The sequence below is a fragment of the Saccharothrix sp. S26 genome, assembly GCF_021390395.1.
GTDB lineage: Bacteria > Actinomycetota > Actinomycetes > Mycobacteriales > Pseudonocardiaceae > Actinosynnema.
The window spans coordinates 158,438-183,993 of record NZ_JAJUWT010000017.1 but is presented as its reverse complement, the minus strand read 5'-3'; the positions used below and the strand labels follow the sequence as shown (position 1 = coordinate 183,993).

At 72.7% G+C, this 25,556-nt stretch carries 17 protein-coding genes; 11 read left to right on the top strand and 6 right to left on the bottom strand.

The features are described 5' to 3' along the window. Positions 1-4 precede the first annotated feature (4 nt). Complete coding sequence (locus LZG04_RS26815) at positions 5-754, top strand: ABC transporter ATP-binding protein (RefSeq protein WP_233821731.1); 750 nt, start codon at positions 5-7, stop codon at positions 752-754. After that, positions 751-1,524 (top strand): ABC transporter permease, encoded by a 774-nt coding sequence (locus LZG04_RS26810; protein ID WP_233821729.1) that lies wholly within the window; start codon positions 751-753, stop codon positions 1,522-1,524. The genes LZG04_RS26815 and LZG04_RS26810 overlap by 4 nt, the downstream gene beginning before the upstream one ends. 20 nt (positions 1,525-1,544) lie before the next feature. Here the strand turns inward: LZG04_RS26810 and LZG04_RS26805 are convergent, their stop codons facing one another. Beyond that, positions 1,545-3,305: a sugar-binding protein gene (locus LZG04_RS26805; RefSeq protein WP_233821727.1), complete on the bottom strand. Its 1,761-nt coding sequence runs from the start codon at positions 3,303-3,305 to the stop codon at positions 1,545-1,547. Between the two features lie 1,258 nt (positions 3,306-4,563). Between LZG04_RS26805 and LZG04_RS26800 the strand changes: the two genes are divergently transcribed. The 9 genes from LZG04_RS26800 to LZG04_RS26760 all read left to right on the top strand — a co-directional run bounded on the left by LZG04_RS26800 (position 4,564) and on the right by LZG04_RS26760 (position 15,065). Then, complete coding sequence (locus LZG04_RS26800; protein ID WP_233821725.1) at positions 4,564-4,983, top strand: helix-turn-helix transcriptional regulator; 420 nt, start codon at positions 4,564-4,566, stop codon at positions 4,981-4,983. Positions 4,984-5,191: 208 nt separating this feature from the next. Beyond that, complete coding sequence (locus tag LZG04_RS26795; RefSeq protein ID WP_233821723.1) at positions 5,192-6,796, top strand: aldehyde dehydrogenase; 1,605 nt, start codon at positions 5,192-5,194, stop codon at positions 6,794-6,796. Further along, positions 6,793-7,923 carry an acyl-CoA dehydrogenase family protein gene (locus tag LZG04_RS26790; RefSeq protein ID WP_233821722.1) on the top strand — a complete coding sequence of 377 codons (1,131 nt, stop codon included), beginning with the start codon at positions 6,793-6,795 and terminating at the stop codon, positions 7,921-7,923. Before LZG04_RS26795 ends, LZG04_RS26790 begins: the two co-directional genes overlap by 4 nt. A 29-nt stretch (positions 7,924-7,952) precedes the next feature. Further along, positions 7,953-9,233: an aspartate aminotransferase family protein gene (locus LZG04_RS26785; protein WP_233821719.1), complete on the top strand. Its 1,281-nt coding sequence runs from the start codon at positions 7,953-7,955 to the stop codon at positions 9,231-9,233. Position 9,234: 1 nt separating this feature from the next. Then, positions 9,235-9,723, top strand: a complete 489-nt coding sequence (locus LZG04_RS26780; RefSeq protein WP_233821717.1) for a type II toxin-antitoxin system RatA family toxin — start codon at positions 9,235-9,237, stop codon at positions 9,721-9,723. A 26-nt stretch (positions 9,724-9,749) separates the two neighbouring features. Next, positions 9,750-10,676, top strand: a complete 927-nt coding sequence (locus LZG04_RS26775) for a hypothetical protein (RefSeq protein WP_233821715.1) — start codon at positions 9,750-9,752, stop codon at positions 10,674-10,676. A 31-nt stretch (positions 10,677-10,707) separates the two neighbouring features. Then, entirely contained in the window at positions 10,708-12,057 is a 1,350-nt protein-coding gene (locus LZG04_RS26770; protein WP_233821713.1) for a hypothetical protein, read from the top strand. A 39-nt stretch (positions 12,058-12,096) separates the two neighbouring features. Beyond that, the gene (locus LZG04_RS26765) at positions 12,097-14,277 is read left to right on the top strand and encodes an MMPL family transporter (RefSeq protein WP_233821710.1); all 2,181 of its coding nucleotides are present in this window, start codon (positions 12,097-12,099) and stop codon (positions 14,275-14,277) included. Positions 14,278-14,303: 26 nt separating this feature from the next. Continuing rightward, positions 14,304-15,065 carry a hypothetical protein gene (locus LZG04_RS26760; protein ID WP_233821708.1) on the top strand — a complete coding sequence of 254 codons (762 nt, stop codon included), beginning with the start codon at positions 14,304-14,306 and terminating at the stop codon, positions 15,063-15,065. Between the two features lie 347 nt (positions 15,066-15,412). On the opposite strand, the gene LZG04_RS26755 is transcribed toward LZG04_RS26760, so the two are convergent. The 5 genes from LZG04_RS26755 to LZG04_RS26735 form a co-directional block, all read right to left on the bottom strand. After that, on the bottom strand, positions 15,413-16,378 hold the full coding sequence (locus LZG04_RS26755; protein ID WP_233821706.1) for an alpha/beta hydrolase: 966 nt from the start codon (positions 16,376-16,378) through the stop codon (positions 15,413-15,415). Then, positions 16,375-16,743: a response regulator transcription factor gene (locus LZG04_RS26750; RefSeq protein ID WP_233821704.1), complete on the bottom strand. Its 369-nt coding sequence runs from the start codon at positions 16,741-16,743 to the stop codon at positions 16,375-16,377. Before LZG04_RS26750 ends, LZG04_RS26755 begins: the two co-directional genes overlap by 4 nt. A 165-nt stretch (positions 16,744-16,908) precedes the next feature. Beyond that, positions 16,909-18,651 carry an acyl-CoA dehydrogenase gene (locus tag LZG04_RS42700; protein ID WP_233821703.1) on the bottom strand — a complete coding sequence of 581 codons (1,743 nt, stop codon included), beginning with the start codon at positions 18,649-18,651 and terminating at the stop codon, positions 16,909-16,911. Further along, positions 18,638-24,199, bottom strand: coding sequence for an SDR family oxidoreductase (locus tag LZG04_RS26740; RefSeq protein WP_233821700.1), 5,562 nt, complete (start codon positions 24,197-24,199; stop codon positions 18,638-18,640). The genes LZG04_RS42700 and LZG04_RS26740 overlap by 14 nt, the downstream gene beginning before the upstream one ends. Further along, positions 24,196-25,542, bottom strand: coding sequence for an acyltransferase domain-containing protein (locus tag LZG04_RS26735; RefSeq protein WP_233821698.1), 1,347 nt, complete (start codon positions 25,540-25,542; stop codon positions 24,196-24,198). The genes LZG04_RS26740 and LZG04_RS26735 overlap by 4 nt, the downstream gene beginning before the upstream one ends. Between the last annotated feature and the right edge of the window lie 14 nt (positions 25,543-25,556).

Below are 25,556 nucleotides of genomic sequence, written 5' to 3'. Positions count from 1 at the left end.
CGCGATGACCGCACCTGGTCCAGGTGAGCCGTTGCTGGAACTCACCGGCATCACCAAGTCGTTCCCCGGTGGTGTGACGGCGGTCACCGACGTGGACCTCACGGTCCGGCGCGGCGAGATCGTCGCGCTGATGGGTCCTTCGGGCTGCGGCAAGAGCACCGTGCTGCAACTGGCGGCCGGGCTGGACCGCCCCACCGCGGGCGTGGTCGCCCGGCACACCGACCGGGTCGGCTACGTCTGGCAGGACCCGACGCTGCTGCCCTGGCGCACGGCCCGGCGCAACGTGGAGCTGTCCGGCGAGCTGGACGGCGTGCCCAAGGCCGACCGCAGGCAGCGGGCCCAGCGGGCGCTGGCGGGCGTCGGGTTGGCCGAGTTCGTCGACCACCGGCCCGCGCAGCTCTCCGGCGGGATGCGGATGAGGGTGGCGCTGGCTCGCGCGCTGGTGGTGGAGCCCGAGCTGTTCCTGTTCGACGAGCCGTTCGCCGCGCTGGACGAGCTGACCAGGCACGAGTTGGGCGACGAGCTGCTGCGGCTGTTCACCGGGCACGGCTTCGGCGCGCTGTTCGTCACCCACTCCGCGGGCGAGGCCGTGCACCTGGCCGACCGGGTGCTGGTGATGTCCGCGCGGCCGGGCCGGGTGGTGGCGGAGGTCGAGGTGCCGTTCGACCGGCCACGACCACCTGGCGCGCGCACGTCACCGGAGTTCGCCGCCCTGGTCGGCGCGGTGTCGCGGGCCGTGGTGACGGCGTCGTGAAACGGGCGCTGCCGCCCCTGGTGGTGCTGGTCACGGTGCTCGGCGCGTGGACCTTCGTCAGCTACGGCGTGCTCTCGCCACGGCGGCGTTTCCTGCTGCCGCCGGTGGACGAGGTGGTCCGGGTCGGGTTCCTGGACCCGGAGAACCGGGCCGAGCTGGTGGCCGGCCTGGCGTTGACCACGCGCGTGGCCGGCACCGGCCTGCTGATCTCCGCCGTGCTCGGCATCGGCCTGGCCGTGGTGATGGCCCAGTCGCGGTGGCTGGAGCGCGCGGTGTACCCGTACGTCGTCGTGTTGCAGACGATCCCGGTGTTGGCGCTCGTGCCGCTGTTCGGGTTCTGGTTCGGCTTCGGTTTCCCGAGCCGGGTGCTGGTGTGCGTGCTGCTGTCGTTGTTCCCCCTGGTGGCCAACACGCTGTTCGGCATCCGGTCGGTGCCCAAGGCGCAGCACCAGCTGTTCGACCTGCACCGCGCGGGCCGCTGGACCCGGTTGTGGAAGCTGCAACTGCCCGCCGCGCTGCCCGCGCTGTTCACCGGGCTGCGCATCGCGGCGGGTGGCAGCGTGATCGGCGCGGTGGTCGGCGACTTCTTCTTCCGGCAGGGCGAGCCGGGGCTGGGCGTGTTGATCGACAACTACCGGGCGCAGCTCGCCTCGGCCCGGATGTTCGCCGCCGTGGTGCTGGCCAGCGGACTCGGCATCGCGGTGTTCCTGGTCTTCGGCGCGCTGGCCCGTTGGGCGGTGGGCCGCTGGCACGAGTCCGCCGACGGCTGACCGTTGCGGGGCGATCGCCGTCACCTGTCGTGGGTGGGTCGACCGCAGGACACCGGCGGGCGGCCCGCACCCAGCGGGACGCCGGTGCGACGGCTTTGCCACCTCGACGCGAAGGAGTCGCAGCTCGACGCGGCTTCGGTGGGGATGACCGGTGCGGCTTGAGCGCGGGCCGGCGGGGTGTAGGACGGCAGCTCGGCCAACCCCCACGCGTACGGGTCGGCCTGCGCGCTGCCGAACGGCGACCACGCGAGCCGGGTCTTGCCGACCTTGTCCTGGGTGTCGGAGTCGTAGAGCAGCAGGTTGACCGTCATCGCGTCGGGGTCGACCCGGGCCGGCAGCGCGGTGACCGGGATCCTCACCTCGACCGTGTAGCCGGTGTCCCGCGGGACCGACGCGTGCTCGACGCCGTCCGCCGGGCCTTGGTGCTGGTCGGCGTCCCTGGCCGCGCACGAGCCGTCGTCCGAGGTGAACGGCAGCACGGCGAGCTTGTAGGTGGTGGACGTGTCGTCGGACCGGCCGCGCGGGTCCACGGTCAGCTCCACCGAGTCGGTGCGCCAGTGCCGCTTGCAGTCGCTCGACGGCAGCGCCGTACCGCGCACGTCGTCGGTGACGTCGAAGAACGCGTACAGGTCGTCGCCGTGGCGGGACAGGTGCACGGTGGCCGAGCAGTCGTTCTCGTCCTTGCACGGCGTTCCCTGCCAGTACCCGAGGCGCAGCCCGGTGCCGGGGTACTCGCCTTCGTCGAACTTGCCGTCAACGACCGGCTTCCTGGCGGCCTGCTCGACGGTGGTGGCCGGGTTGGCGGGGTAGTCCGGTTGCGCCCGGGTGGCCAGCCACGGCATCCCGATCCCGGCCGCCCACCGCGCGAACTCGTCGTAGAGCGGCTTGGGCTCCGGGTTCGAGCGCGGTGGGACGGGCTCGCCGCCGTCGGCCAGCACGGTGAACCAGTCGCAGCCCAGCTCCTCCCTCGGGGTGTCGATCCGCTTGGGCAGCGCGCCGAACCCCTGCGAGACGTACACCCTGGCGGCGTCGCGCTCGCGTTGCGCCCAAGTCCTGTTGTACCGCTTGGACCAGGTGCCCTCCCACACGCCTCGCAGCGGCAGGCCGGTGCGGGGGTCGGTCAGGTTCGCCGTCGCACAGCCACGGCCGGTCGGTCCGGGGTAGTCCCAGTACTGCGCGAGCAACCGGTCGGCCTGCCAGGGCCGGTACCCCTCGCCGGTGATCTGGTCGCCGAAGGCGTTGGCGTCGCCCGCCCGCAGGAACGCCTCGGTCGCCAACCGCCCGGCCAACTGGTGGGCACCGTGCTGGTTGAACGGACGGGGGTCCATCGTCACCACCACCTTCGGCGTGGTCGCCCGGATCAACCGCACGAGCCGTTCCAGCGTGTCGGCCCGCTGCGGCGGCCCGTCCCACACCGAGGCGGTCAACGGCGCGGACAGCGTGTACCAGAAATCGGGCTTGTCCAGGTAGTACACGTCCCTGATGCCGACGAACCCCACCGCTCGGCGTTCCTCCTTCTCCCGCAACAACCCCAGCGGCGCGCCCTCCTCCGGCCCGACGGCGTTGCCACCGCCCTCGCCCCGGGTGATCGTCGCCACGGCCACGCGCAGGCGGTCGTCCTCGATCCACTGGCCGAACGCCGCCAGCGACTGGAACTCGTCGTCCGGGTGCGCCCCGATGAACAACACGTCGACGTGGGCGCGCTGGAGCGGTCCTGGCGGCTGCGCCGCGACCGGTGCGACGACGACCCACGAGGCCGCGCACACGAGTGCGCCGAGCAAGCCGATCCGACCACGAAGGATGCGCGTTCTCCCGGGACTATGCATTGTTCTCCCCACAAGGCGGAGTCGGCCGCTGCGGCGATCGGCGGGTGACCGTCACCGGAGCCCAGGTTCGCGCACCGGCCACCGGCCGACCCGGCTCCGAACCCGGTCGTGCCCCGGAACACCCCTGCGGGTCACGGTGCGCCCGGTGCGCGGACACCGGCACGACCCGACGGCCTCGTTCGGCCACCCCGTTCGGTGTCGTCGACCTGTCCCGCGAGTGGCCGCGGTGACGCCGGCACCGCGGCTTCCCGTGATCCGGACAGTTGACGGGCCGCCGACCACAGCCAGGGCGACCTGTTCCAGGCCCTCGAGGTCATCGGCGGCACGATCACGATCGGGCACATGCCCTGGCGCGCCTGCCAAGCGCTCGACCTGAACAACAGGACGGCCACCCCGAACGACTGCGCGACCGTGGACGTGCAGCCTTGCGTCCAGCGACTGGCCGGCATCCGGGACGAGGCCGACATCGTCGTTTCGTCGCCCCCGCCAGGGCCGCACCCCGTCCGGCGGCACGCCCGGTGCCCGTCGATCCGAGGATCGGTCAGGAAATCCGGAGCACCGTGCAGGTCGCGTGACGCAGGTCTCACCCTGGTGATATGTATCAGGGGCCGTGCGGCGGACTCTGGTTCCCGTGTGTGCGATTCCTGGCGAGGTGGCATGGCGGTCGGCGTCCGGTTTGACACCCCGCGTCCGTTCGGCCGACGCAGTACGGATTCCCGAAGGCGTCCGTCGAGCGGACGAGCGGCGCGGCCCGCGGGGCGTCCGCACGTGGTGGGGCCTGCCCGGCCACGCGGATGCTCCATGTGGCCGATCGCGGGTATTGGCGGTCAGGTGGCCGCCGACTCGCCCGGGTGAGCCCGGTCGGCGCGATCCGGCGACACTTCGTTGACGGCCGGGGAGGCGTCGTCAAAGATGCACAAAACGGATGATCCGGCGGCGCCACCAAAAGTGGTGCGACCATCGCGTTGATGGTCGCCGCGGTCGGTTCGATTGGGGGGTACGTGTCCGCACGGCGTTCTGTGCTGTTCGAACGAACGACCGCATGGCCGCCATTGTCCGACCCGCGCCGGGTCGGCCGGTGCGGCGAGTGGGAATTATCCTTCATTGCCTGAAGTTTTCAGGCAGCCGTCCAGGAATCCGCCCTCCCGCGAGTCGGGCAGGCGGGTGTTCCGCAACCTCTCCGCCGCGTGTTGCTGAAGATGGAAGGCTTGACGTGAGTAACGAAGTGCACTACCCCGGGTCCGACGCCCCGTCGGTCTCGGTGCTGCCGTTCCGACCCCGGTCCGCCGGGCGGGAGGTGTTCACCGCCCTGCCCTTCGAGCCCGGCTTACCGGGCGACCGCACGACCTGGCGCACGCTGCTGGACCGGGTCGACCTGCTGTCGGTGCGCGAACGCGAGGTGCTGCTGCTGCTCGGGGCAGGCGCCTCCAACCGCACGATCGCGAGCCGGTTGAACGTCGCCGAACGCACGGTGAAGGCCCATGTCGCCCAGGTGATGGCCAAGCTCGTGGTCGAGTCGCGACTTCAGGCCGGGCTCGTCTCGCTCGTGTTCCAGTGGACCTGTGCCGGGTCGACCCCGGTCGGCTCGCACATTCCCGGCGCGTCACCGACCGGGCACGGAGAGTCCGCCTGAACGTCGGTTGATTTAATTCGCGAGTAGGTTAGGCCCTCGTTGCAATGTGGCATCGGGGGTCGCCGCGGACCGCGCTCGTGCGGTAGTGACGCGGCGCGAAACCACGGTCACCTGTATTGGACCAAAGTTCCATTGATCCCGCCCCGGTCGACCGGCAGGCTGGTTTCACGTTTGTGGAGTGGCACGACCGGATGGGGGTCTCTTTGTCATGCGTTCCTACGGGTCCTATATCGCCGGTGCTGATGTTCTCTCCGAATCCTGGGTCTACACCGTCAGGGCGTCCGCGCTGCTGGCCGACTTCCTGCCGAACCTGAAGGTGAAGCGGGAACTCGAACGGGGCAAGCGCGACGACGGGGATTCGCTGCCCGACATCGTGGCCCGCTGCGCGTTGACGAGCGAGGACCACCTGCGGGAAGCCCTCGAACGGGCCAGGGAAGCGGGGCCGGCGTGGGGCGCGTTCCCGCTCGAGACCCGCATGCGGCTCGCGGAGCGCGTGCACGAAGAGGTGTTGCGGCGGCGAGAGGAGTTCGTCGACGTCCTGGTCGCCGAGGGCCACCCGCGCCGGTTGGCGGAGTGGGAGATCGCCGGCGTCCTGCAGGGCACCGCGCCCGAGACGCTCGACCTGTGGCGCAGGCAGATGCGCGAGGAGCACCGGATCGGCCCGCGCACGCTCGTCCTGGTGCGCAAGCCCGACGGCGTCGTGGTGCTCAGCCCGCCGCAGAACGCCGCCGCGTCCAACTCGGTCCTCGGCGTCCCCGCGCTGGTCGCGGGCAACTCGCTGGTGGTCAAGGCGCCCCGCAGCTCGCCCTACGGCGTGATGTTCGTGTGGCGCGAGATCGTCGCGCCGATCCTGGAGGAGCTGGGCGCGCCGGCCGGCACCCTCAGCCTCGTCTGCGGCCACCCCAACAAGATCATGAACCAGTGGCTGGAGAGCCCGCTGGTCGACGACATCTTCTTCTTCGGCGGCAGCGAGCGCGGCATCCAGATCGGCCAGGACGCCGTGGCGCGCGGCAAGAAGCCCGTGCTGGAGCTGGCCGGCAACGACGGCTGCGTCGTGTGGAAGGACGCCGACCTGGACCTGGCCGCCGAGGCGCTGACCGAGAGCTTCTTCGGCTCCGGCCAGATCTGCATGGTGCCCAAGTACGCCGTGGTGCACCCCGACGTGGCCGACCGGCTGCTGGCACGGCTGGCGAGCCTGGCCGCGAAGATCCGGCCCGGCTACCCGGAGGACCCGGAAGTGCTGCTGTCGCCGGTGATGCGCACCGACGACTACTTCAACCACCTCAACGAGGCCACCGCGGCGGGCGCCCGGGTGATGACCGGCGGGCACCGCGTCGAGCTGGACGGCACCGCGTCGGACACCGGGCCGTTCATCGCGCCGACCGTGCTGCGCGTCGACGGCCTCGCCGGGGCACGAGATCTGTCGGCGGTGCGCGAGGAGACGTTCTTCCCGCTGCTGCCCGTGGTCGTGCCGACCGAGGACGACGGCACGCTGCTCGACGAGGTCATCGCGTTCCTCAACGGCAACCGGTACGGCCTGCGCAACTCCCTGTGGACGACCGACCCGGAGGTGATCGAGGCGGTGGCGTCCAGGGTGACCAACGGCGGCCTGCTCAAGGTCAACGACTCGCACATCGGTTTCGTGCCCTGCCTGTCGACGCACGGCGGCACCGGCCTGACCGGTGGCCCGTTCGGCGAGCTGAACTACCCGCTGCTGCGCACGTCGCACCTGCAGGGCATCAGCATCGCCGAGGGCGTCCAGCCGCGCACCGCGGTGTTCGAGTCCGCGGCGTCGGCGGAGGTCGTGCGATGAGGTTGCTGTCGCGGGAACGCGAGGCGTGCGAACGCCACCTGCCCGGCCTGGACGACAAGCTCGCGTCCATCGCGCTGATGGAGCTGGAGTCGCCGGACAGCCCGGGGATCGGCCTGTACAAGTCGGCGGGCGGGGCAGGGCTGCTCATCCCCACCGTGCACGGCGGCGGCGGCGCGTCCGCGGTGGACGCCGTCCGCGTCACCCGCGCCCTGGCCGCGCGCTCGCCGTCGCTGGCGGTCGCCACCACCATGCACCAGTTCTCGGTGGCGAGCCTGGTCGCGCTGGCCGAGTCCAGCACCGGCCTGGAGTGGATGCTGCTCGACGGGGTCGCCCGCGACCAGCGGCTCATGGCGTCCGGCTTCGCCGAGGGTCGCACGTCCAGCGGCATCCTGACGCCGACCATGAAGGGCGTCTGGGACGGCGCGAACTGGCGGGTCAGCGGCCGCAAGCAGCCGTGCAGCCTGTCCCGTTCGATGGACCTGCTCACCGCGAGCGTCGCGCTGGAGCACCCGGAGCAGGGCACCCGGACGGGCATCGCGCTGATCCCGGCCGCCGCGCCGGGCATCTCCGTCACGCCGTTCTGGGGTTCCCCGGTGCTGGCGGGCGCGGAGTCCGACTCCGTCGTCCTGCGGGACGTGGAGGTGCACCCCGACCTCATCGTCGAGCTGACCACCGGCCTGGACGGCGAGCTGGACGACCTGCAGACCCTCGGCTTCGTCTGGTTCGAGCTGCTGGTGACGGCCTGCTACCTCGGCGTGGCGATGAACCTCGTGGAGCGGGTGCTCACCGCGGGGCGCGGTCCGGCGCACGAACGGCTCGGGCTCGGCATGGCGGTCGAGGGCGCGGCCCTGGCGCTCGACGGCGCGGCGCGCAACCTGGACGACGGCGACGGCGGCAACGACGGCCTGGCCCGCGCGCTGATCGCCCGGTTCACCGTCGCCGACACCGTCCGCGCCACCACCGCCAAGGCGGTGGAGCTGCTGGGCGGCATGGCGTTCGCGAGCTCGCCCGAGGTCGGCTACCTCGCCGCCGCGTCCAACGCCATCGGCTTCCACCCACCGTCCCGGCACAGCTCGGCGGACGCCCTCCTCGGGTGGTTCTCCGGCCGTCCGGTCGTCATCGACTGACCGCCCACCCGGGACATCGAGGAGAACACGTGACAGCGACAGTCGGGCAGGCGCTCGACCACCGGGAAGTGCTCGACCTGTACCGCCGCCACCTCTCCCGCGGCCGCGCCAAGATCTCCGAGGTCTTCGGCACGCAGATGGAGGTGGCCTCGCGGGGCGCGTGGATCGAGACCTCCGACGGCGGGCGCTACCTCAACGCCGGCGGCTACGGCGTCCTCATCCACGGCGCGCGCCACCCGCACGTGGAAGAGGCCGTGATCCGCCAGATCAGGACCAACCCCATCGCGAGCCGCATCCTGCTGGAGCCGGAGGCGGCACGGGCCGCGGCGGCGCTGGGCCGGGTCGTGCCGGACGGCCTCGCGCACGTGCACTTCGCCGGTTCCGGCGCCGAGGCCACCGAGGCGGCCATCAAGCTCGCCCGCACGCTGGGCCGCACCCGCCTGGTGTCCACCACCGGCGGCTACCACGGCAAGACGCTCGGCGCGCTCTCCGTCACCGCCAACGGCCTCTACCAGGACCCGTTCCGCCCGCTGCTGCCCGACGTCAGCCACGTGCCGTTCGGCGACGCCGACGCGCTCGCCGCCGAGCTGGCCGGCGGTCCGCGGGCGTGCGTGGTGCTGGAGCCGATCCAGGGCGAGGGCGGCGTGGTCATCCCGCCCGAGGGCTACCTGCGCGACGTGCGGGCGATCTGCGACCAGCACGGCGCGCTGATGGTCCTCGACGAGATCCAGACCGGCATGGGCCGGCTCGGCACGTGGTGGGGCGCCGACCGGGAGGGCGTCACCCCGGACATCATGCTGGTCGGCAAGGGCCTGTCCGGCGGGATCGTCCCGGTGTCCGCGATGGTCGCGACGCCCGCCGTGTTCAAGGCGTTCGCCAAGGACCCGTTCATCCACACCTCGACGTTCTCCGGCGCGCCCATCGCGATGGCCGCCGCCCGCGCCGCCGTGGAGGCCATCGAGCAGGACGGCCTCGTCGGACGCGCGGCCGTGCTCGGCGAGACCCTGCTGACCGGGATGCGGGAGGTCGTCGACCGGCGCTGCCCGCACCTGGTGCGGGAGGTCCGGGGCGTCGGCCTGCTCATCGGCGTCGACATGGCGGGCCCCGGCCTGGCCGGTGCGCTGCTGGCCGAGCTGGTCGACCGCCACCTGATCGTGAACTACTCGCTCAACGCCGGGGCCGTGCTCCGGTTCACGCCGCCGGCCGTGCTGACCGACGACGACGTCGACTTCCTGCTCTCCGCGTTCGACGGCGCCTGTGCCGAGCTCTCGGCGCGCTACCCGACCGCCGATTCGACAGGAGCAAGCTGAAGTGCGCCACGTAGAGGTCCACGCGTTCATCCGGGGTGTCGACGCCGGGACGGTCTTCGACACCCTCGCCGACTTCCGCCACTACGCCGAGCTGGTCGACATCGTCCGCTCGGTCGACATGGAGACGTCACCCGACGGCACCACCGTCAGCCACTGGGTGGTCGAGTTCCGCAACGGCCTGCTCCAGTGGACCGAGCGGGACTGGTTCCGCCGCGACGAGCTGCGGCTGGACTTCGACCAGACCGACGGGGACTTCGACGAGTTCTCCGGTGGCTGGGTGCTCGACCCCACGCCCGAAGGCGTCCGGACCGCGTTCATCACCGACTTCGACTTCGGCGTGCCCTCGCTGGCCAGCATCGTCGAACCGGTCGCCGAGCGCGTGCTGAGCGACGTCATCCAGCTGATCCTGATCGGCCTGTTCGGCGACGCCGCCGAGTTCCCCCAGGGCGCCGTCGTCCCCGAGCGCCAAGCCGCCGCCGTCAGCGCCTGACCGACCAACCGCAGGAGGAGAAGACCATGGGCAACGCCCGCAGTGCCCTGTACCGGGCCCACGCCGCGGCGAACACGGTGCCGGAGGGCAAGCTGCTCACCGACCTCGCGCCGAAGCAGCTGTTCCGCGCCACCCAGATCGCGCTCGCCAAGTCCACCCTGTCGCGCAAGCGGCTGCCGGTGAAGCTCGACCTGGAGGAGTACCGCTCCCCCGAGTTCCACTACGACACCAGCTCCGCGGAGCGCTGGCAGAAGCTGCTGGAGGACGTGCCGCTCAACAGCGACGGCGTCCGGTGGATCCACGAGGACGACGCCGTGCTGTTCTACGGCATCCGCCACTTCGAGATGGACTACGACGAGTTCGTGTCCCGGGTGGACATCAGCCGCGTCGGCGACGCGTTCCGCGACGTGCTGGGCATCAACACCCAGGTGGTGCAGCGCGACTCGGCCGGCCGCCCGACGTTGCAGATCGAGCGGATCGCCGCGCTGGCGCAGCCGAACTACACCGCGTTCCTCGGCAAGGACGAGCTCGACGTCTACAAGCTCGAGCACATGACCTACGAGCAGGACGAGGTCCGCAACTGGATGCGGACGGTGTGCAGCCCCAACGCCTCCACCTCCGCCGACGACGGCTACCTCGGGTTCCGCCGCGCCGCGGGCGGCGGCACGGACATCGTGTTCGTGGCCCGCCAGGCGTTCCCGCGGCCCCGGGTCATGGTCGCGCTGCGGCTGGACCGCTGGGAGTGGTTCCGCACCAAGCTCACCGAAGCCGCCTACATGGACTTCTGGAACGACACCGTCGACAACATCATCGCCCGCTACGAGGGCCAGGAGATCGGCATCGGCCGCCCCAACCGCGGCAAGGGGTCCGCCAAGCGCGTCGCGGCCGCGGCCGGCCTCGTCGGCGCCGCCCTCTACCTGCGCAGCCGCCGCCGGGCCGCGAAGCGCCGCTGAACGACCCACCGGTGACGAGAGAGGAGGTCTGATGGAGTACCCGTACGCGTTCCACATCGCCCTCGACGGCAACGGCCTCAACGGGCTGGAGGGACGGGCCGGTGTCTGCATCTTCCGGTACGACCCGCAGAGCGGCCGGTACGCCTACGACGTCGAGTACTACGACGGGATGGCGGGCGGCCACGCGGTCAGCGTGAGCCCGGACCGGCGGGTCGGCTTCCTCGGCAGCACCGGCCAGCACCTGATGTTCTACGACGCGGCGAACGGCGAGGAGATCCAGCGGATCTCCACGCTGCGGTTCGAGCCGACCGACTCGTCGATCAAGGGCAGCACGCACGTCGCGTGGATCAACGACACGCAGGCCGTCGCCGCGATGGGCGACGGCCTGTGGTTGACCGACCTCCAGCGGCTGGACAAGGCCGAGCGGCTGGGCGACCACGGCGTGAAGCTGCCGCACGCGATGAAGACCACGGCGTCGGGGCGCTACCTGGTCTACGGCGGCATGGACCACCCGGGGCGCGGCGAGGCGTGCGAGGTCGGCATCTTCGACCTGCACACCCGCACCGCGCGCCGGGTGGCGCTGCCCGCGACCTGCTGGCACGTGGTGGCGCACCCGGTGGAGGACCGCTTCTACGCCCTGTCGTTCCGGGTCAACCCGCAGGACGGCCGGGACTGGCACGAGTGGAGCATCGCCCAGTTCAAGGAGTACGCGTTCGAGATCGACGCGGAGACCGGCCAGGTGCTGCGGCACTGGTCGGCCGGGCACGACACGCCCGCGCACATCAACTCCGACGTGTGCATCTCCGACCGGGAGCTGATCTACTGCAACGGGGCCAGCGGGACGATCGTGATGATCGACCTGGCGAGCTTCACGACGTTCCGGGTGCTCGACGAGCGGCCGAGCCTGCGCGCCCAGCTCCGGGCCGGTCGCCAGGTCGCGCGCACGCTCGTGGACACGTTCAGCCGCGGGTCGGCCATCACGCAGGGGCACCACTACCTGCGGGCGCTGCGGGTGGCCCGGGGCGCGATGGTCGACTCGGTGTACGCCTGCCAGCTCTCCGCCGACCAGTCGCTGCTGTTCACCGCGAACCGGGGGCTGAACCAGGTCACCGTCTACAACTACCCGGAGAACACCGTCCGGCTCCAGGTGCGGATGCCGGAGCTGCAGGAGTTCGACAGCGGCCTGCGGTGGTGGAGCGATCCCCGGCTGGGCTTCCACCACAGCACCCTCATCAGCCCGCCGAGGGTCGCGGCGGACCCGCGTGAACGGGCACTGTTGACCACGCGGCCGCCGGTGGCGACGCCGGAGCAGCCCTCGGCGAAGCCTCCGCGCGCGCCGCGGCAACCGCGGGCCAAGCAACGCCCCAGCGCGCCGCGCTAGCGGCCGGACCACCTCAGCGACCCACCAGGAGCCACCCCGATGGACCGCCTCACCGACTTCCTGTTCCGCAACAGCAAACCCGTGCTGGTCGCCTGGGTGCTGCTGGCCGTCGTCGGCGGCTTCTTCGCCCTCGGGCTGGAGGGCCGCGCGGTGCCCGGCGGCGAGGCGTCGGAGTCGAGCCAGGCCGAGGCGGTCGCGCGGGAGCTGAGCGCGAACGGCGTGCCGTCGCTGTTCGTCGTCGTCACGGGTCGGGCGGCGGGCGGTGACGCGGAAGGTCGGCGCGCGCTGGAGCCGATCACCGCGGCCATCGCGGGCACCGAAGGGGTCCGCGAGGTCGAGCCGTTGCCGCTGCCGCCGCCCGACCCGGGCTCCGGGCCGATCGTGGTCCTCGGCGTCTCCGCCACCGGCGGCGTCGACGGCTCGATCGACGTGGCGAACAAGCTGCTCCACGACGAGGACGGGCTGGGCGCCGAGGGCAGCGAGGTGTTCCTCGGCGGGTACGGCGCCCACCGGGAGGAGCTGGTCCAGCTCTCGCGCAGCGACCTGCTGCGGGCCGAGCAGGTGGGCCTGCCCATCGTCCTGGTGGTCCTGCTGCTCACCTTCGGCGCGCTGTGGGCCACCGTCGTCCCGCTCGTCATCGGCCTGTCCGCGCTGGTCGGCGGCCTGGGCGCGGCGGGCGCGCTGGCGTACGGCATCCCGTTCTCGGAGTACGTCACGAACGCGGCGTCGATGGTGGGCCTCGCGCTCGCCGTCGACTACGCGATGTTCCTCGTCCAGCGGGTGCGCGAGTCGTTGCTGCGCGGGATGGGCGTGGACGACTCGGTCCGGCACGCCATGCGCACCACCGGCACGGCCATCGCGTGGTCCGGGATCACGGTCTTGGTGGCCGAGGCGACCATGTTCCTGGTCGACTCGCGGGCCATCCGCACCGCCGGGCTGGGCATGATCCTGGTGACGGTGGCGGCGATCGTGGCCGCGCTCGTCGGCGCCCCGATCGTGCTGCGGATGCTGGGCCTGCGCATCCTGCGCAAGAAGGACCGGGAACGGCTGCTCGCGTCCGGCGGCGCGGTGGTGGTGGACGCCGAGGTGTCCGGTTTCTGGGCGCGCTGGGGCAAGCGGGTGACCGACCGGCCCGGCCGCTGGCTGGTCGGCGCGACCGTGCTGATGGCGTTGTTCTGCGTGCCCGCGCTGGACCTCGCCGACCGGGTGGACCTGCCGTCGGCGAGCGCGATGCCGTCCGACTCGCAGGTGCGGCGGGCCACCGAGGCCGCCGCGGCCGCCTACGGGCCGGGTGTCATCTCGCCCGTCGAGGTCGTCGTGCGGGCGACCGCGGACACCGCCCGGACGCAGGCCGAACGCGTGGCGCAGGTGGTGTCCGGCGATCCCGAGGTGCGTGCGGCGGTGCCCGTGCCGCTGGACCGGCCCGAGGTCTACCGGGTGAGCGTGGCGACGGTGCACAGCCCGTCCGACGACCGCACGCACGACCTGGTGCGCAGCCTGCGGGACGGTGACCTGCGCGGGCAGCTCGACGGCGTGGTGTACGAGGTGGGCGGCGAGACCGCGATGCGCATCGACGCCACCGACGCCCTGTTCGCGAGCCTGCCGCTGATGCTGGCCGTGCTGCTCGGGCTGGTGCTGCTCCTGCTCGTGGTGGCGATGCGGTCGATCGTGCTGCCGATCAAGGCCGTGCTGCTCGTGGTGGTGTCGCTGGGCGCGAGCACCGGCGGCCTGCTGCTGCTGTCCACCACCGAGGTGGGCGCGGCGCTGATCGGCTGGTCGGACCCCGCCGACCTGCACCCGATCGTGCCCATCACGATCGTCGCCATCGTCATCGCGCTGTCGACCGACTACGAGGTCATCCTCATCTCCCGCATCGCCGAGCTGTTCCGGGGCAGCGGGGACAACACCGGGTCGATCATCGACGGCGTGGCGCGCACCGGGCGGGTGATCAGCAGCGCCGCGGCGATCATGATCGCGGTGTTCTTCGGGTTCGCGCTGTCGGACGTGACGCCGCTCAAGCAGCTCGGCGTGGGGCTCGCGTTCGCCGTGCTGATCGACGCCACGGTGGTCCGCGGCGTCCTGGTGCCCGCGAGCATGCAGCTCATGGGCCGCTGGAACTGGTGGTTCCCGTCCTCGACGACCCCGCGGCCCGCCCCGCCGGCGCAGCGCCGCCCCGAGGTCGTGAGCGGGCGCGCGTCCTCTTCCGACGACCTGGTCTGACCCCTACCCGAAAGGTTGCGCCGACCGTGCCCTCAATCCTCTCGGCCGTCGCCCGCGCGACGCGGATCGTCTTCGCCAAGCCCACGGTGGACCGGGTGGAGCCGTCCTTCGACATCGACCTGGACCTCTACCACGAGGCCGACTACGAGAAGATCATCCCGCAGTTGCAGGACGTGGAGCGGCAACTGGAGGCGGTGCCGCTCGACCGCCGGGGCATGCGCTGGGTGCACCTGGCCGACACCGTGCTGTTCTACGGCGAGCGGACGTTCGACGTGCCGTTCGACGACTTCGTGTCCAGGGTGGACATCAGCCACATCGGCGAGTTCTACCGCGACTCGCTCGGCGTCACGACGCGAGTGGTGAAGCGCGACGAGCGGGACCGGTCCGTGCACCAGGGCGTGCGCGTGGTCGCCCTGCCCCAGCCGAACTACGCGGCGTACTTCGGCAAGGAGAACCTCGACGTCTACAAGCTGGAGAAGGTCGAGTACGGGCCGGACGAGCAGCGGGTGTGGATGCTGACCGTGCACAGCCCGAACGGCTCGGCCGTGTGCGACGACGGGTACACGTCGTTCCGCCGCACGCCCGACGGCCGGGGCACGATCGCCGCCTTCCTGGCGTGCCAGAACTTCCCGATCCCGCCGCTGATGGCACTGTCCCGCATGGACCGGTGGACGTGGTTCAAGACCTTGGTCACCGAGAGCGCCTACCGGCGTTTCTTCAACACCATGATGGACAGCCTGCTGGCCCGCTACCACGGCAACGACTTCCGCGTGGGACGTGTGCGTTAGGGGCACCCAACGCCAGCAGCACCCTGGCCGCCGGCGGCGCGCCCGGTCCCCCGCCGGCCACCAGGGCAACCACCGTCCGCACCGCCGCCGCCACGACCACGAGCCGGCGATCGTGACCTGCCACCCACCGCTCGCGGTGCGCAGCAGGCCGAAGACCACCGGTCCGGCGGCCGGCAGGTAGCCGTTGGACTGCGACATCCCCGACAACGCACTGGCTGATGGACGCCGGCACCGGCAGGAGGCACGCACCGGTGCCCCGGCGCGACGAGCGGCCCGAGGCACCCACCCGGCACCGCGAGACCGGTCACCACCGCAGGTTCCGTCTGATCGGCTGACCGGCCACCTCGTCACGGCGCTCCTCTACCGGCGACGAAGCGGTCCCGACCCAGTACGTGCCTGCGCAGGAAGGCGATCTGGTCGGTCACGGCCAGTTCGAACGCCCGGCCTTCGAAGCAGGTGAAGTGGCCGGCCGCATAACGGCGCAGCTCACCTCGCGGCGCTCGGGCCGCCACGACCGCCGCCTTGGCCGAGGAGACCGCGGTGTCGTGCCGCCCGATCCCGACGAGCACCGGCACGGGCACGGGCAGTCGTCTCGCGAACCTGCCCGGCCGGTACCGCGGCAAGGAGAGCACGCCGCGGGCGGCGATCTCGTTGCGCCACAGCGGTGCCCGCTCGGCGAGCCTGAGCACGACCTCGTGGTCTTCCGGATCGGTTATCAGCGCCCCTTGGGCCGGGGTGCCGACCACGGGCACGGTGAGGGCACCCACGCCGAACGGCCTGCGCACGGCGTCGAGCAGCGCGGTCGCGACCAGGCGGAGCACAGCCGGTGCCCGGCCGCGTGACAGGGCGCCGAAGGTCAGACCGGTGAAGGGCGTCAACGCGATCACGGCGGCGACTCGGCGGTCGTGCGCCGCGAGGTCGAGGCCGAGGCCCGCGCCCAACGAGACGCCCCACAGCACGATCCGCTCCCGGTCGACGCCGGCGCAGGTCCGCGCGAACTCCACCGCGGCCCGGTAGTCGGTTAGCTGCCGGGCGGGGTCGACCACGAGCCGGGGGTGGCCGCCGCTGGAACCGAACCCGGCGTAGTCGAACGTCAACGCCGCCAATCCGTGCGCGGCGAACCGCTCGGCGTAGCGCGGCAGGCCGAGGTCGCGCGTGCCGCCGTACCCGTTGGCCATCACGACGCACACGAGCCCACCGGTTCGCCGGTGCGGGAGGTAGAGGTCGCCGTCGTACCGCGTCGGGCCGGCGGTGAAGGTGATCGCGCGGCGTTCGACCGCCGACGACCGCGGCTCGCGGGTTGGCCCGGTCATTCCTCCGCTCCGCGCATGAGGGCGATCACCGCTTGGGTCCGGTCGGCGACGCCCAATTTGTGGAAGATCGAGTTGAGGTGGTTCTTCACCGTCCGTTCCGAGATGTCGAGCGCCCGGGCGATCGTGCGATTCGACATGCCTTGGGTGAGCAGGTCGACCACGTTCTTCTCACGTTCGGTGAATTGAGCGCGCGCCGCTTTCCGACCGCACATCGCCGACTGCCCCTCCACGGGCGCCAACTTGCTGATCTGCTCTGCGAGAGCGAGCAGCTGCTGTGCCTCCTGCTGGTGCGCTTGTAAACGACGGAGCAGTTCCACTATGTCCCGACTTCGTTTCTCACCCTCCCCGGAGGAGGTGGTCGACATACGAGGAACTCCTTAAGGGTCGAGACTTCGAAACCTTCTTCCCGGGTGAGATCGTCTCACGTCTTCGACACGGAAGAATCCCCCGTTCGGCCGTGACGCAAGTCGCGTGTGACATATCGAGGGGAATACCGTCAACCGTCGGCAACGGTGCCGAAAAATTGTGTTTCAACGATGCACGGGATGGTGGAGCAGTTCTTCTGGCACGTCCAGCAGCAGTGGCGCGGCGTCGAGGTCGGTCAGGACGCGGTCGCACAGGTCGTGCTCGCGCTCGGCCAGCCCATCGAGCTGCTCGGCGGTGATCAGCCCTTCGCGGAGGTGGAAGGCGGCGTGCCGGGACAGCTCGCGCACCGCGTGCATCGCGCTCAGCGCATCCGCCAGGCGTGTCGCCGAGCCGGCCGACGAGCTCGCGGGCGCCTCCGCGACCGCTTCGAGCATCAGGCGTGCCACGTGCGCTTCGGCCAGCTCCGTGCCCAGGTGGCTGCGGTTGTTCCACGCCTCGAAGCCCTGCTGCCCCCGCCTGGCGGCCAGGCGCATCCGGTCCACCAGGCGTTCGTGCAGCAGGCGCTCGCGCGCGCGGGCGAGACGGGCCCACGACGCGGGGGCGGACAGGTCCACATCGGCGACGTCTTCGCGCAGCGGGGGTTCGTAGTGGTCGCCGGCGGCCATGCCGCGGGCGGCTTCGAGGACGATGAGGTAACCGTCCCCCGCGGCCGGACCCAGCATGTGCGCCAGTCCCTGGTAGTCGACCCACCGGCCGGTGGCGAACACTCCGTGCGCACCGCACCGGAGCCCGCACGTGGTCACGATGTCACCGGTCAGGGTGCTCGCGACCGCTTTGACCAGGCCGTAGGTGCGGTTCAACGCCGGTCCGGCCGTCCAGGCGGAACCGTCCGGGACGCGCTCGCCGGTCTGCGACCGGGTGCGCGCGGCCTTGACCCGCTCGACCAGGCGGGTCAGGGCGTAGCAGTCCGCCAGCGCGCCGAAGAGCGGTCGCTGCTGGGCGCGGTGGTCGAGGACGACACGCTCGCCGGCGAACTGCGACACCGTGAGCCGGTTCCGGGCGTGGCGCAGCGCGTTCACGACACCGGCACGGGCCACGGCGGCCAGCGCCGCCGACGAGGCCACCCAGGCGTTGTGCCGGATGTCGAGCGACCGTCTCAGCCGGCGGTCCGCACCTCCGAGCGGGTCGTCGAACACCCCGTCGGCGTCGAAGCGGGCGTCGTCGGCCAGCAGCGCGGCACCGGGCAGGCGCAGGCCGTCGAACTCGATGAGCGCGTAGTCCAAGGGCAACAGCGGGGCCTCGGGCAACGGGACCACGCGCACGCCGTCCGGTGTGCCGTCGGCGGTGCGGATCGGGGTGACGAACGGGAACACGCCGTGGTCACGGCCCCCGGTTCGGAGCCTGGCATAGACCACGCCGGTCTTCGGCACGTGCGCCAGCCCCACGTTGGGCATGAACTTGCGCGCGGCCTCGTCGGGGGTGCGCAGCACGAACTCCCCGGTGGCGACGTCGTGCTCCGCGGTGGTCCGGATGCCGAGGTGGCTGTTGCCCCGGCCCAGCTCCGTGACGAGCAGCGCCCCGAAGCTCGACATGTCGTCCAACTCGCGCACGTGCTGTTCGGCTCGCTCGTCACCGAACTCGACGATCGCGCCGAGGCTGAGGCACACGTGCAGGGTCAGCGCCAGGAACAGCGGTGGATCGGCCACCGCGGCCCATTCGAGGGTGGTGAACAGCTTGGGCAGGTCCCGCAGCAGGGCGCTGCCCGGTGGCAGGTGCTCGCCGACGACGCGGAGCCTCTCGTAGGTCAGCTCGCAGCGCTCCTGGTAGTCCATGCCGCCGCGGGGTCGGAACACCTCGTGCCGGAACAGCGTCGCCAGCACGTCGCGGAAGTCGTCATCGACCGGCACGGCTCACCTCCTTCGAGGTCGTGTTGCCCGCGGCGCGAACCCCGGTCAACCGCACCAAAGGCGTGCCGTCGGGAGCCGAGGCCACCGCATCACCGTCGGCGGCGGCCACGGTGATGCCGTCGCCGTGCCGGTCGAGCAGTTCGACGTCGTTGGCGCCCGTGTACCACTCGACCCGCTCCACCCCGGTCGGAATCGGCAGCGGATCGTCCCCGTCGCGTCGGTCGGCGATCAGCGCGCACTGGATCAGGGCGTCGACCAGCAGCACCGGCAGGCGCAGCCCCGCCAGCCGCTCGGCCCACCGCCCCAAGGAGGGGCGGAACCGCGCCCGGGCGCGGTGCGCGTCGGCACGCACCTCCGCGAGGCAGGCGAACGGCGGGTCGAGCACCACCGGACCGGTCGCGCCGTAGTGGAAGACCGTCTCCGGCAGAGGTGTCGTCGGCGCGCTGCCGGGTGCGGGGCTCAGGTGCCGCGCGGCGAACTCCACCACGGCGGCGGCGTGCGGGCGTCCGCCGACGAGCAGCCGTCCGTCGGGCGCGACGACGTCGGCCAGCACGCGCACCCGCATCCGGTCGTCACCGGTGTCGGACGCCTCGACCGAGCACGTGCGCCCGGCTCGGCCCAGGACGGCCAGCGGAGCGTGGAACACCAGGTCGGAAACCGCCACCGGCACACCGTCGCGGTCACCGCGCAGGCTCGCGGCCACCGCGAGCTCGGCGATCCACGCGCCCGGCAACGTCGGCGCGCCGTGCAGCCGGTGGTGCCGGAAGTAGCCGTCCTCGTCGGGGTCGGGACGCCAGAGCAGCGCGCGCCCGCCGGGCTCCGGCGCGACCTCCAGCGCGTGCCGGCGGGTGGTGACGAGCAACCGCCGTTCCGCGCTCCCGAGGTGGGTCACCTCCGGATCGGGCAGGCCCCGGCGCAGCTCGCGCAGGACCAGGTCGACGCCCTCCCGGTCCGACACGCCGGTGAGGGCGCCCTGCCTGCGCAGCAGGTCCCGCACGACCGGTTCGGCGGCGAACCCGGACTGCTCCCACAGCGGCGAGGCGAACGTGGTCTCACGACCGCCCGGACCGGCGTCCCGCCAGTGCGCCGCGAGGCCGAGGACCTCGTTGGCCGAGCAGTAGTCCGCCTCCCCCGGCCAGCCCAGGACCGCCAGCAGGGAGCCGATGTTGAGCCAGCGGTCGGGACGGCGGTGCGCGAACGCGGCGCACAGGTTGAGGTAGGCGAGCACCTTCGTGTCGCGCACCCCGCGAGCGGTGTGGAGGGAGGTGGTGGCCACGCGCCCGCCGACGTGCCTGCCGGCCGCGTTGACCAGCAGGTCGACTCGGTGGTGCGCGGTGAACACCCGGTCGACGGCCGCCGCGGTCTGCGCGGGGTCGGTGAGGTCGCAGCGGATGAAGCGGACCCGATCGCTGCCGAGGATCGCGGCCAGGTCACCGACGGTACGCGCGGTCTCCGCCGCCGCCGCGCGGTGGTCGTACTCGGCCGACAGGCTCGCCACCGACGACGCCGGATCCTGTTTGCGCCGCTGCGACAGGAACTCCGCACGAGTGGGCAGTGCCTCGGCTTCGGGGGCGTGGCGGCCCAGCAGGTACACCGCCTCCGGGGCGCTCTCCTCGGCCAGCCGCATCAGGAGCCGGGCGGTCAACCCCCTGGTGCCGCCCGCCGCCACGACGATCCCGCCGCGCGGCAGGGCGCCGTCCGCGGTCGGTCCGGGGTCCGCGACCAGCCGGTGCTCCAGGCGCCGCCCGGCCGCGTGGACCACCACGGCCAGGTCGTGCGCCCTGGCCGATTCCCGGGCGAGCAGGTCCAGGCTCGCCGGCGGGTCCGTCAGGTCGGTGACGACGGCGAACACCAGGGCGTTCGGCGTCTCGCGAGCCAGCGCCTTGACCAGCCCGGTGAACAGGCCGGCCGCCGGGTGGGGCGCGGCCGCGCGGACGGCTCCCGTGATCAGCACCGCGTAGGACGAACTCTTCCGCCCGCGCCACCTCTTGGCCGCGAGGAACGCGAGGTCGTGCACTGCGCGAAGCCGGTCGAGAGCCGAGAGGTCCGCCGGTGCCGGGCCGTCCCCGTCCACCCGGGCCAGGACGCGGACGTGCTCGAACGGCGCCTCGTCGGGCGGCAGCAGCGCGGTCAGCTTCGCGGTGGTCGGCAGGCCGCCTCCCGCGGCCGAGGGCGCGACGACGACGCGCGCGTCCCGGGGCAGCTCGACTCCGTCCACCAGGTCCGGGTGCGAGAGCACGACCAGGCTGCCGGGCGGCACCGACGGCAGCGGCGACCGGACGCGACGCGGCGCGGCCGGGCTCAGCCGAGGCGTCACCCGGGTCAGCGCCGTTCCGGTGGGCGCGGACCAGCCCGGGGCCTCTGGCGGGGCCGCGGACGGCACGGTGAGGTCGACCTGGGTGCCGACGTCCGCCGCCGAACCCACCGTCGCCTCGGCGTGCCCGCCGGCCAGCCGGGCCACGACGGCCAGCAGCGCATCGGCTCCGAGGTAGGTGCGGCCCGAGCCGGCCAGCGGCGCGTGCCGGCGGGGCCTGGTGGCCGGATCGGTCGGGCCGAAGCGGGTGCGCAGCCGGCACAGGACGGGCAGCGAGTGCCGCCGGGCGATCGACCCGCGGACGAGCACGACCAGGAAGGCGCCTTCGGCCGGGGCGTCGGTCTCGCCGGTCGAGGTCAGCAGTCGCCGGTACTCCGCGGTGGTGTTGCCGTTGACACCGGCGACCACGGCGGCGTCGAGGTCGCCGTGCCGCAGGTAGCGCTCGGCCGCGCGCAGGGCGTCCAGGCTGGAATCGGGGCCGCCGTCGAGGGTCGCGTTGAGGCCGCGGAAGTCGCGGACGGCGGCCAGGCGCGAGGCGATGATGTTCGGCATGATGCCGGGGAAGGAGTCCTCGGTGGCGGCGGGCACCAGGGATCGCACGTCGGCGGTCAGCCGGTCCAGCGACTCGGCCAGGTCGGCGTCGGAAGCCGTGTGGTCCACGAGCGCGCGGTCGAGGTCGCCCAGGTAGCAGCGCAGCGCGTAGTGGACCGCGCGGCGCGTGGGGCCCATGTGCCCGACCACGACACCGGTGGTGTCGTGCAGCTCCCCCAGCACCGCGCCGACCTCGGCGGGCAGCGCCGCCGCCGCGCGCAGCACCATGATCTGCGTGCGGTCCATGCCGCGCAGGGTGGCGGGTGGCAGCTTCACCTCCTGCCACCCCGGCAACGGGTAGTCGTCGCCGAAGGTCACGGGCGGCGCGGGTGCGGCGCCGCGCAGCCAGCCGGTCGGGTCGCCACCGGGCACGTCGACCGCCCACCCCACGACCACGACCTCCTCCTCCACCACCGAGGTGCCGCCACCCGGCCGGTCGGGCCGGTCCTCGCCGAGCACGAGGTGCGCGTCGGTGCCGCCGAACCCGAACGACGAGATGCCCACCCGACGGGTGCCGTCCCGTCCCGCGGGCACCGCGCGTGCCGCCACCGCGGTCGGCGGCGTGAACCGGCTCTCGGCGACGGCGTCGATGGGATCGCGCAGGTACGGCTGCGCGGGCGCCTCGCCGCGGGCCAGGCCGGACAGCGCCTGGCTGAGCGAGACCAGCCCCGCGGCCCAACCGGTGTGCCCGACCACGGCCTTGTTGGACGACAGCAGCGCCGGGCCACCGTGCCCGGCGACCTCCCGCAGGGCGGCCACCTCCGTGCTGTCGCCCGCACGGGTCCCGGTCGCGTGGGCGACGACCCAGCCGACATCGACCGGGTCGACCCCGGCGGCGCGGTAGGCCCGGCGCAGGGCCAGGGCCTGGCCCTCGGCGTTGGGCGCGTAGATGGCCTTGCCCCGGCCGTCGCCCGCCAGCCCGATGCCCTCGACGACGCCGAGCACCCGGTCACCGTCGGCGTGCGCGCGGTCCAGCCGCTTGAGCACCACGGCGCCGGCGCCGTCGGAGAACAGAACGCCGTCCGCCGCGCGGTCGAAGCAGCGCACCGTGCCCGATCGGGAGAGCCCTTGGAGCTTGGAGAACAGCACCAGGTTGCGCGCGCTGTAGGCGAACGCGCCGCCGCAGACGGCCAGGTCGGCGCTGCCTTCCCGCAGGGCCTTGACGCCGAGGTCCAGGGCGTAGAGCGAGGAGGAGCACGCGGTGTCCACCATGACCAGCTCCGTGGCGTCCGGCAGCAGCCCCGCGATGGCGTTGCGGCCGACCCGGTGGGGCAGGAACTCGTGCGGCGGTTGGCCCAGGCGGTCGTAGCGCTCCCGCAGCACGCGCACGGCGTCTGCCGGCAGGCGATCGGCGACGCGGCCGAGGTAGCCGGTCAGCACGAGGTGCGATTCGAGGTCCTGGCTGCCGTCGGCGGTGTAGCCGAACGCCGCGAAGCAGCGGTCGCCCGCCGACCTGCCGACGCGCTCCAGCGCCGCGTGCAGGCAGTGGCGCAGCCACAACGTGGTGGCCTCCCGGCTCAGCGCCGGGTCACCCGCCAGTTCGGCCGCCAGGCGCGGGTGGGGGCGGAAGTCGGTGATGAACCCCGACTCCGGGGAGTAGGTCCGGTCCTCGGCCGCAGGGTCGGTCGCGTGGAAGGACGTCACGTCGAACAGCACGGGACGGCGGAAGACGTTCCGCCCGTCCGACAGCAGCCGCCACAGCTCGCCCGGGTCGTTCGCGCCGGGGGTCACCACGCCGATGCCCACCACTGCCACCGCGTCGTCCCGCGGGTGCGCCCGGGCCACCGGTTTCTCCGGTGCCGCCGTTGCGGCCGAGCCGCGTTCCACCGCCGGAGAGGTCGACGGCGGGGCCGTGGCACCGCGTGGTGGTGCGAGCATCGCGGCGCCGAGGGAGAGCCCGCCGTCGGCCACCACCGTCTGCCCGGTGATCCAGGACGCGGCCGGCGAGGCGAGGAACACCACCAGCTCGGCCAGTTCCTCCTCGCGCCCGAGACGGTGCCCGAGGGGTGTCGCCTCCCGCACCCGCTCGGCCAACCGCTCGGCGTCGGGGAACAGGCCGGCGACCGCGCCGTCCAGCAGGCCACCGGAGGCCGTGTTGACCCGGATGCCGTCGGGGGCGAACTCCACCGCCAGGTAACGCGTCAGCGCTTCCACGGCGGCCTTCGTGGTGCCCACGGTGGCGTAGTCCCCGATCACGAGCGAGCTGCCGATCGAGGACAGGTTCACGATCGCTCCACCACCGCGGCGGACCATCAGGCGCGCCGCGCGCCGGGCGCACCGCAGGCTGCCGCGCAGGTTCGTGTCAACTGCCCGCTGCCAGTGCGACTCGTGCAGCCGGTCCAGGGGGAGCAGCGCGCCGGCCGCGGCGTTGTTCACCAGCACGTCGACCGCGCCGTGCCGCCGCTGCACCTCGTCGAACATCGTGTCGACCTGGTCTCCGAGGGCAACCGACGCGCGTACTGCCTCCGCCGACCAGCCCCGGGCGATCAGCTCCTCGACCAACCGGGGAGCCTCCGCGGTGGCGTGGAAGTAGTTGACGATCACGTGTGCGCCCCGGTGGGCGAACGCCGTGGTGACCGCCCTGCCCACCCCGCGTGCGCCTCCGGTGACGAGGACGACCCGGCCCGCGAACTCGCCGCTCATCGCGATGCCCCCGACGTGGTGACGTAGTCGGCGATGCGGCCGAGCGTCGGCAGCTCCCACACCGGCAGCTCCGCCGGGCGATCGGTCAGGCCGAACCGCTCGACGACCCGGCCCAGCAGCGAGGTCTGCTTCAGCGAGTCGACGCCCAGCTCGGCCTCCAGCAGGGCGTCCTCGGTCAGCAGGTCGGCCGGGTACTCCAGCGCGTCGGCGTACAGCTCGCGCAACTCCGCGAGAACCCGGCGCCGGTCGGTCGCCGCGGGCGCGGGAGGTGCCTCCGGTGCGACGGGGGCGGGATCACCGACCACCCCGACCACCTGTGCCTCGGCAGGCGGGGAAGTCCGCGCCGGTGCGGAGGTGGACGACGGCTGCCCGTTGCGGGACGTGCGCGTCGGTGGCGGTGCGGTGGGGTCGGCCGCGGCGCGCAGGCCCGCGTCCTCCTGGTCGGGGTCGACCAGCGGGGCGACGGCACGCACGTCGGGCACCGTCTGCTCGACGCACTTGGTCAGGGCGTTGAGCGCGCCGCTCTCGATGAAGGTGACGCAGCCCTTGGCGTGCAACTCCCGAACGGCGTCGGTGAACCGCACCGGGCGCACCAGGCACTCGGCCAGCGCCCACTTCAGGTCGTCGTCATCGGTGTAGCGGCGGCCGTGGACGGGCGAGTAGACCGCCAGCTCCAACGGCTGTTGGCGGATCCCGCCCATCCTCGCCACGAAGTCGGCCACCGCCGGTCGCATCGACGGGTGGTGCGACGCGTAGGGCAGGTGCAGGCGTGCGAACAGCAGGTCGAGGTTCGCCGCGAGCCGCTCGGCGCGGTCCAGTGCCGGCAGCGGACCCGCGAGCACGGTCTGGCGCGGTGCGTTCAGGCAGGCCACCACCAGGTCCGGCTCGTCCAGCACCCCGGCGACGTGGCCCGCGGTCGCCTCGTCCACGCCGATCGCGGCCATCCCGCCCCGGCCTTCCCAGGGCCTGAGCGCCGCCGCCCTGGCGCACACCAGCCGCACCCCGTCGGCCAGCGTGAACGCCCCGGCCGCGACCAGCGCCGCCATCTCCCCGAAGCTGTGGCCAACGAGCAGCCGGGGCGTCACCCCTCGCGCGACGAGGATGCGGTGCACGGCCACGGAGACGCCGAAGATGACCAATTGGAGCACCTCGGCCGGTTCGGCGAGCAGCTCGCGGATCGGGCGCGGCTCGCCGTCGAACAAGGCCGCCGACACCGACGGCACGTCGAGCCGCGCGGCGGCGGCGTCGATCTCGTCGAAGACGGCGTCGACCTCGCCGTGGGAGGTCTTGGCCTGCCGGAGCACTCCCGGGGAGTACCCGCCGAGACCGGGGAACAGGAGCACGGGACGATCGGACA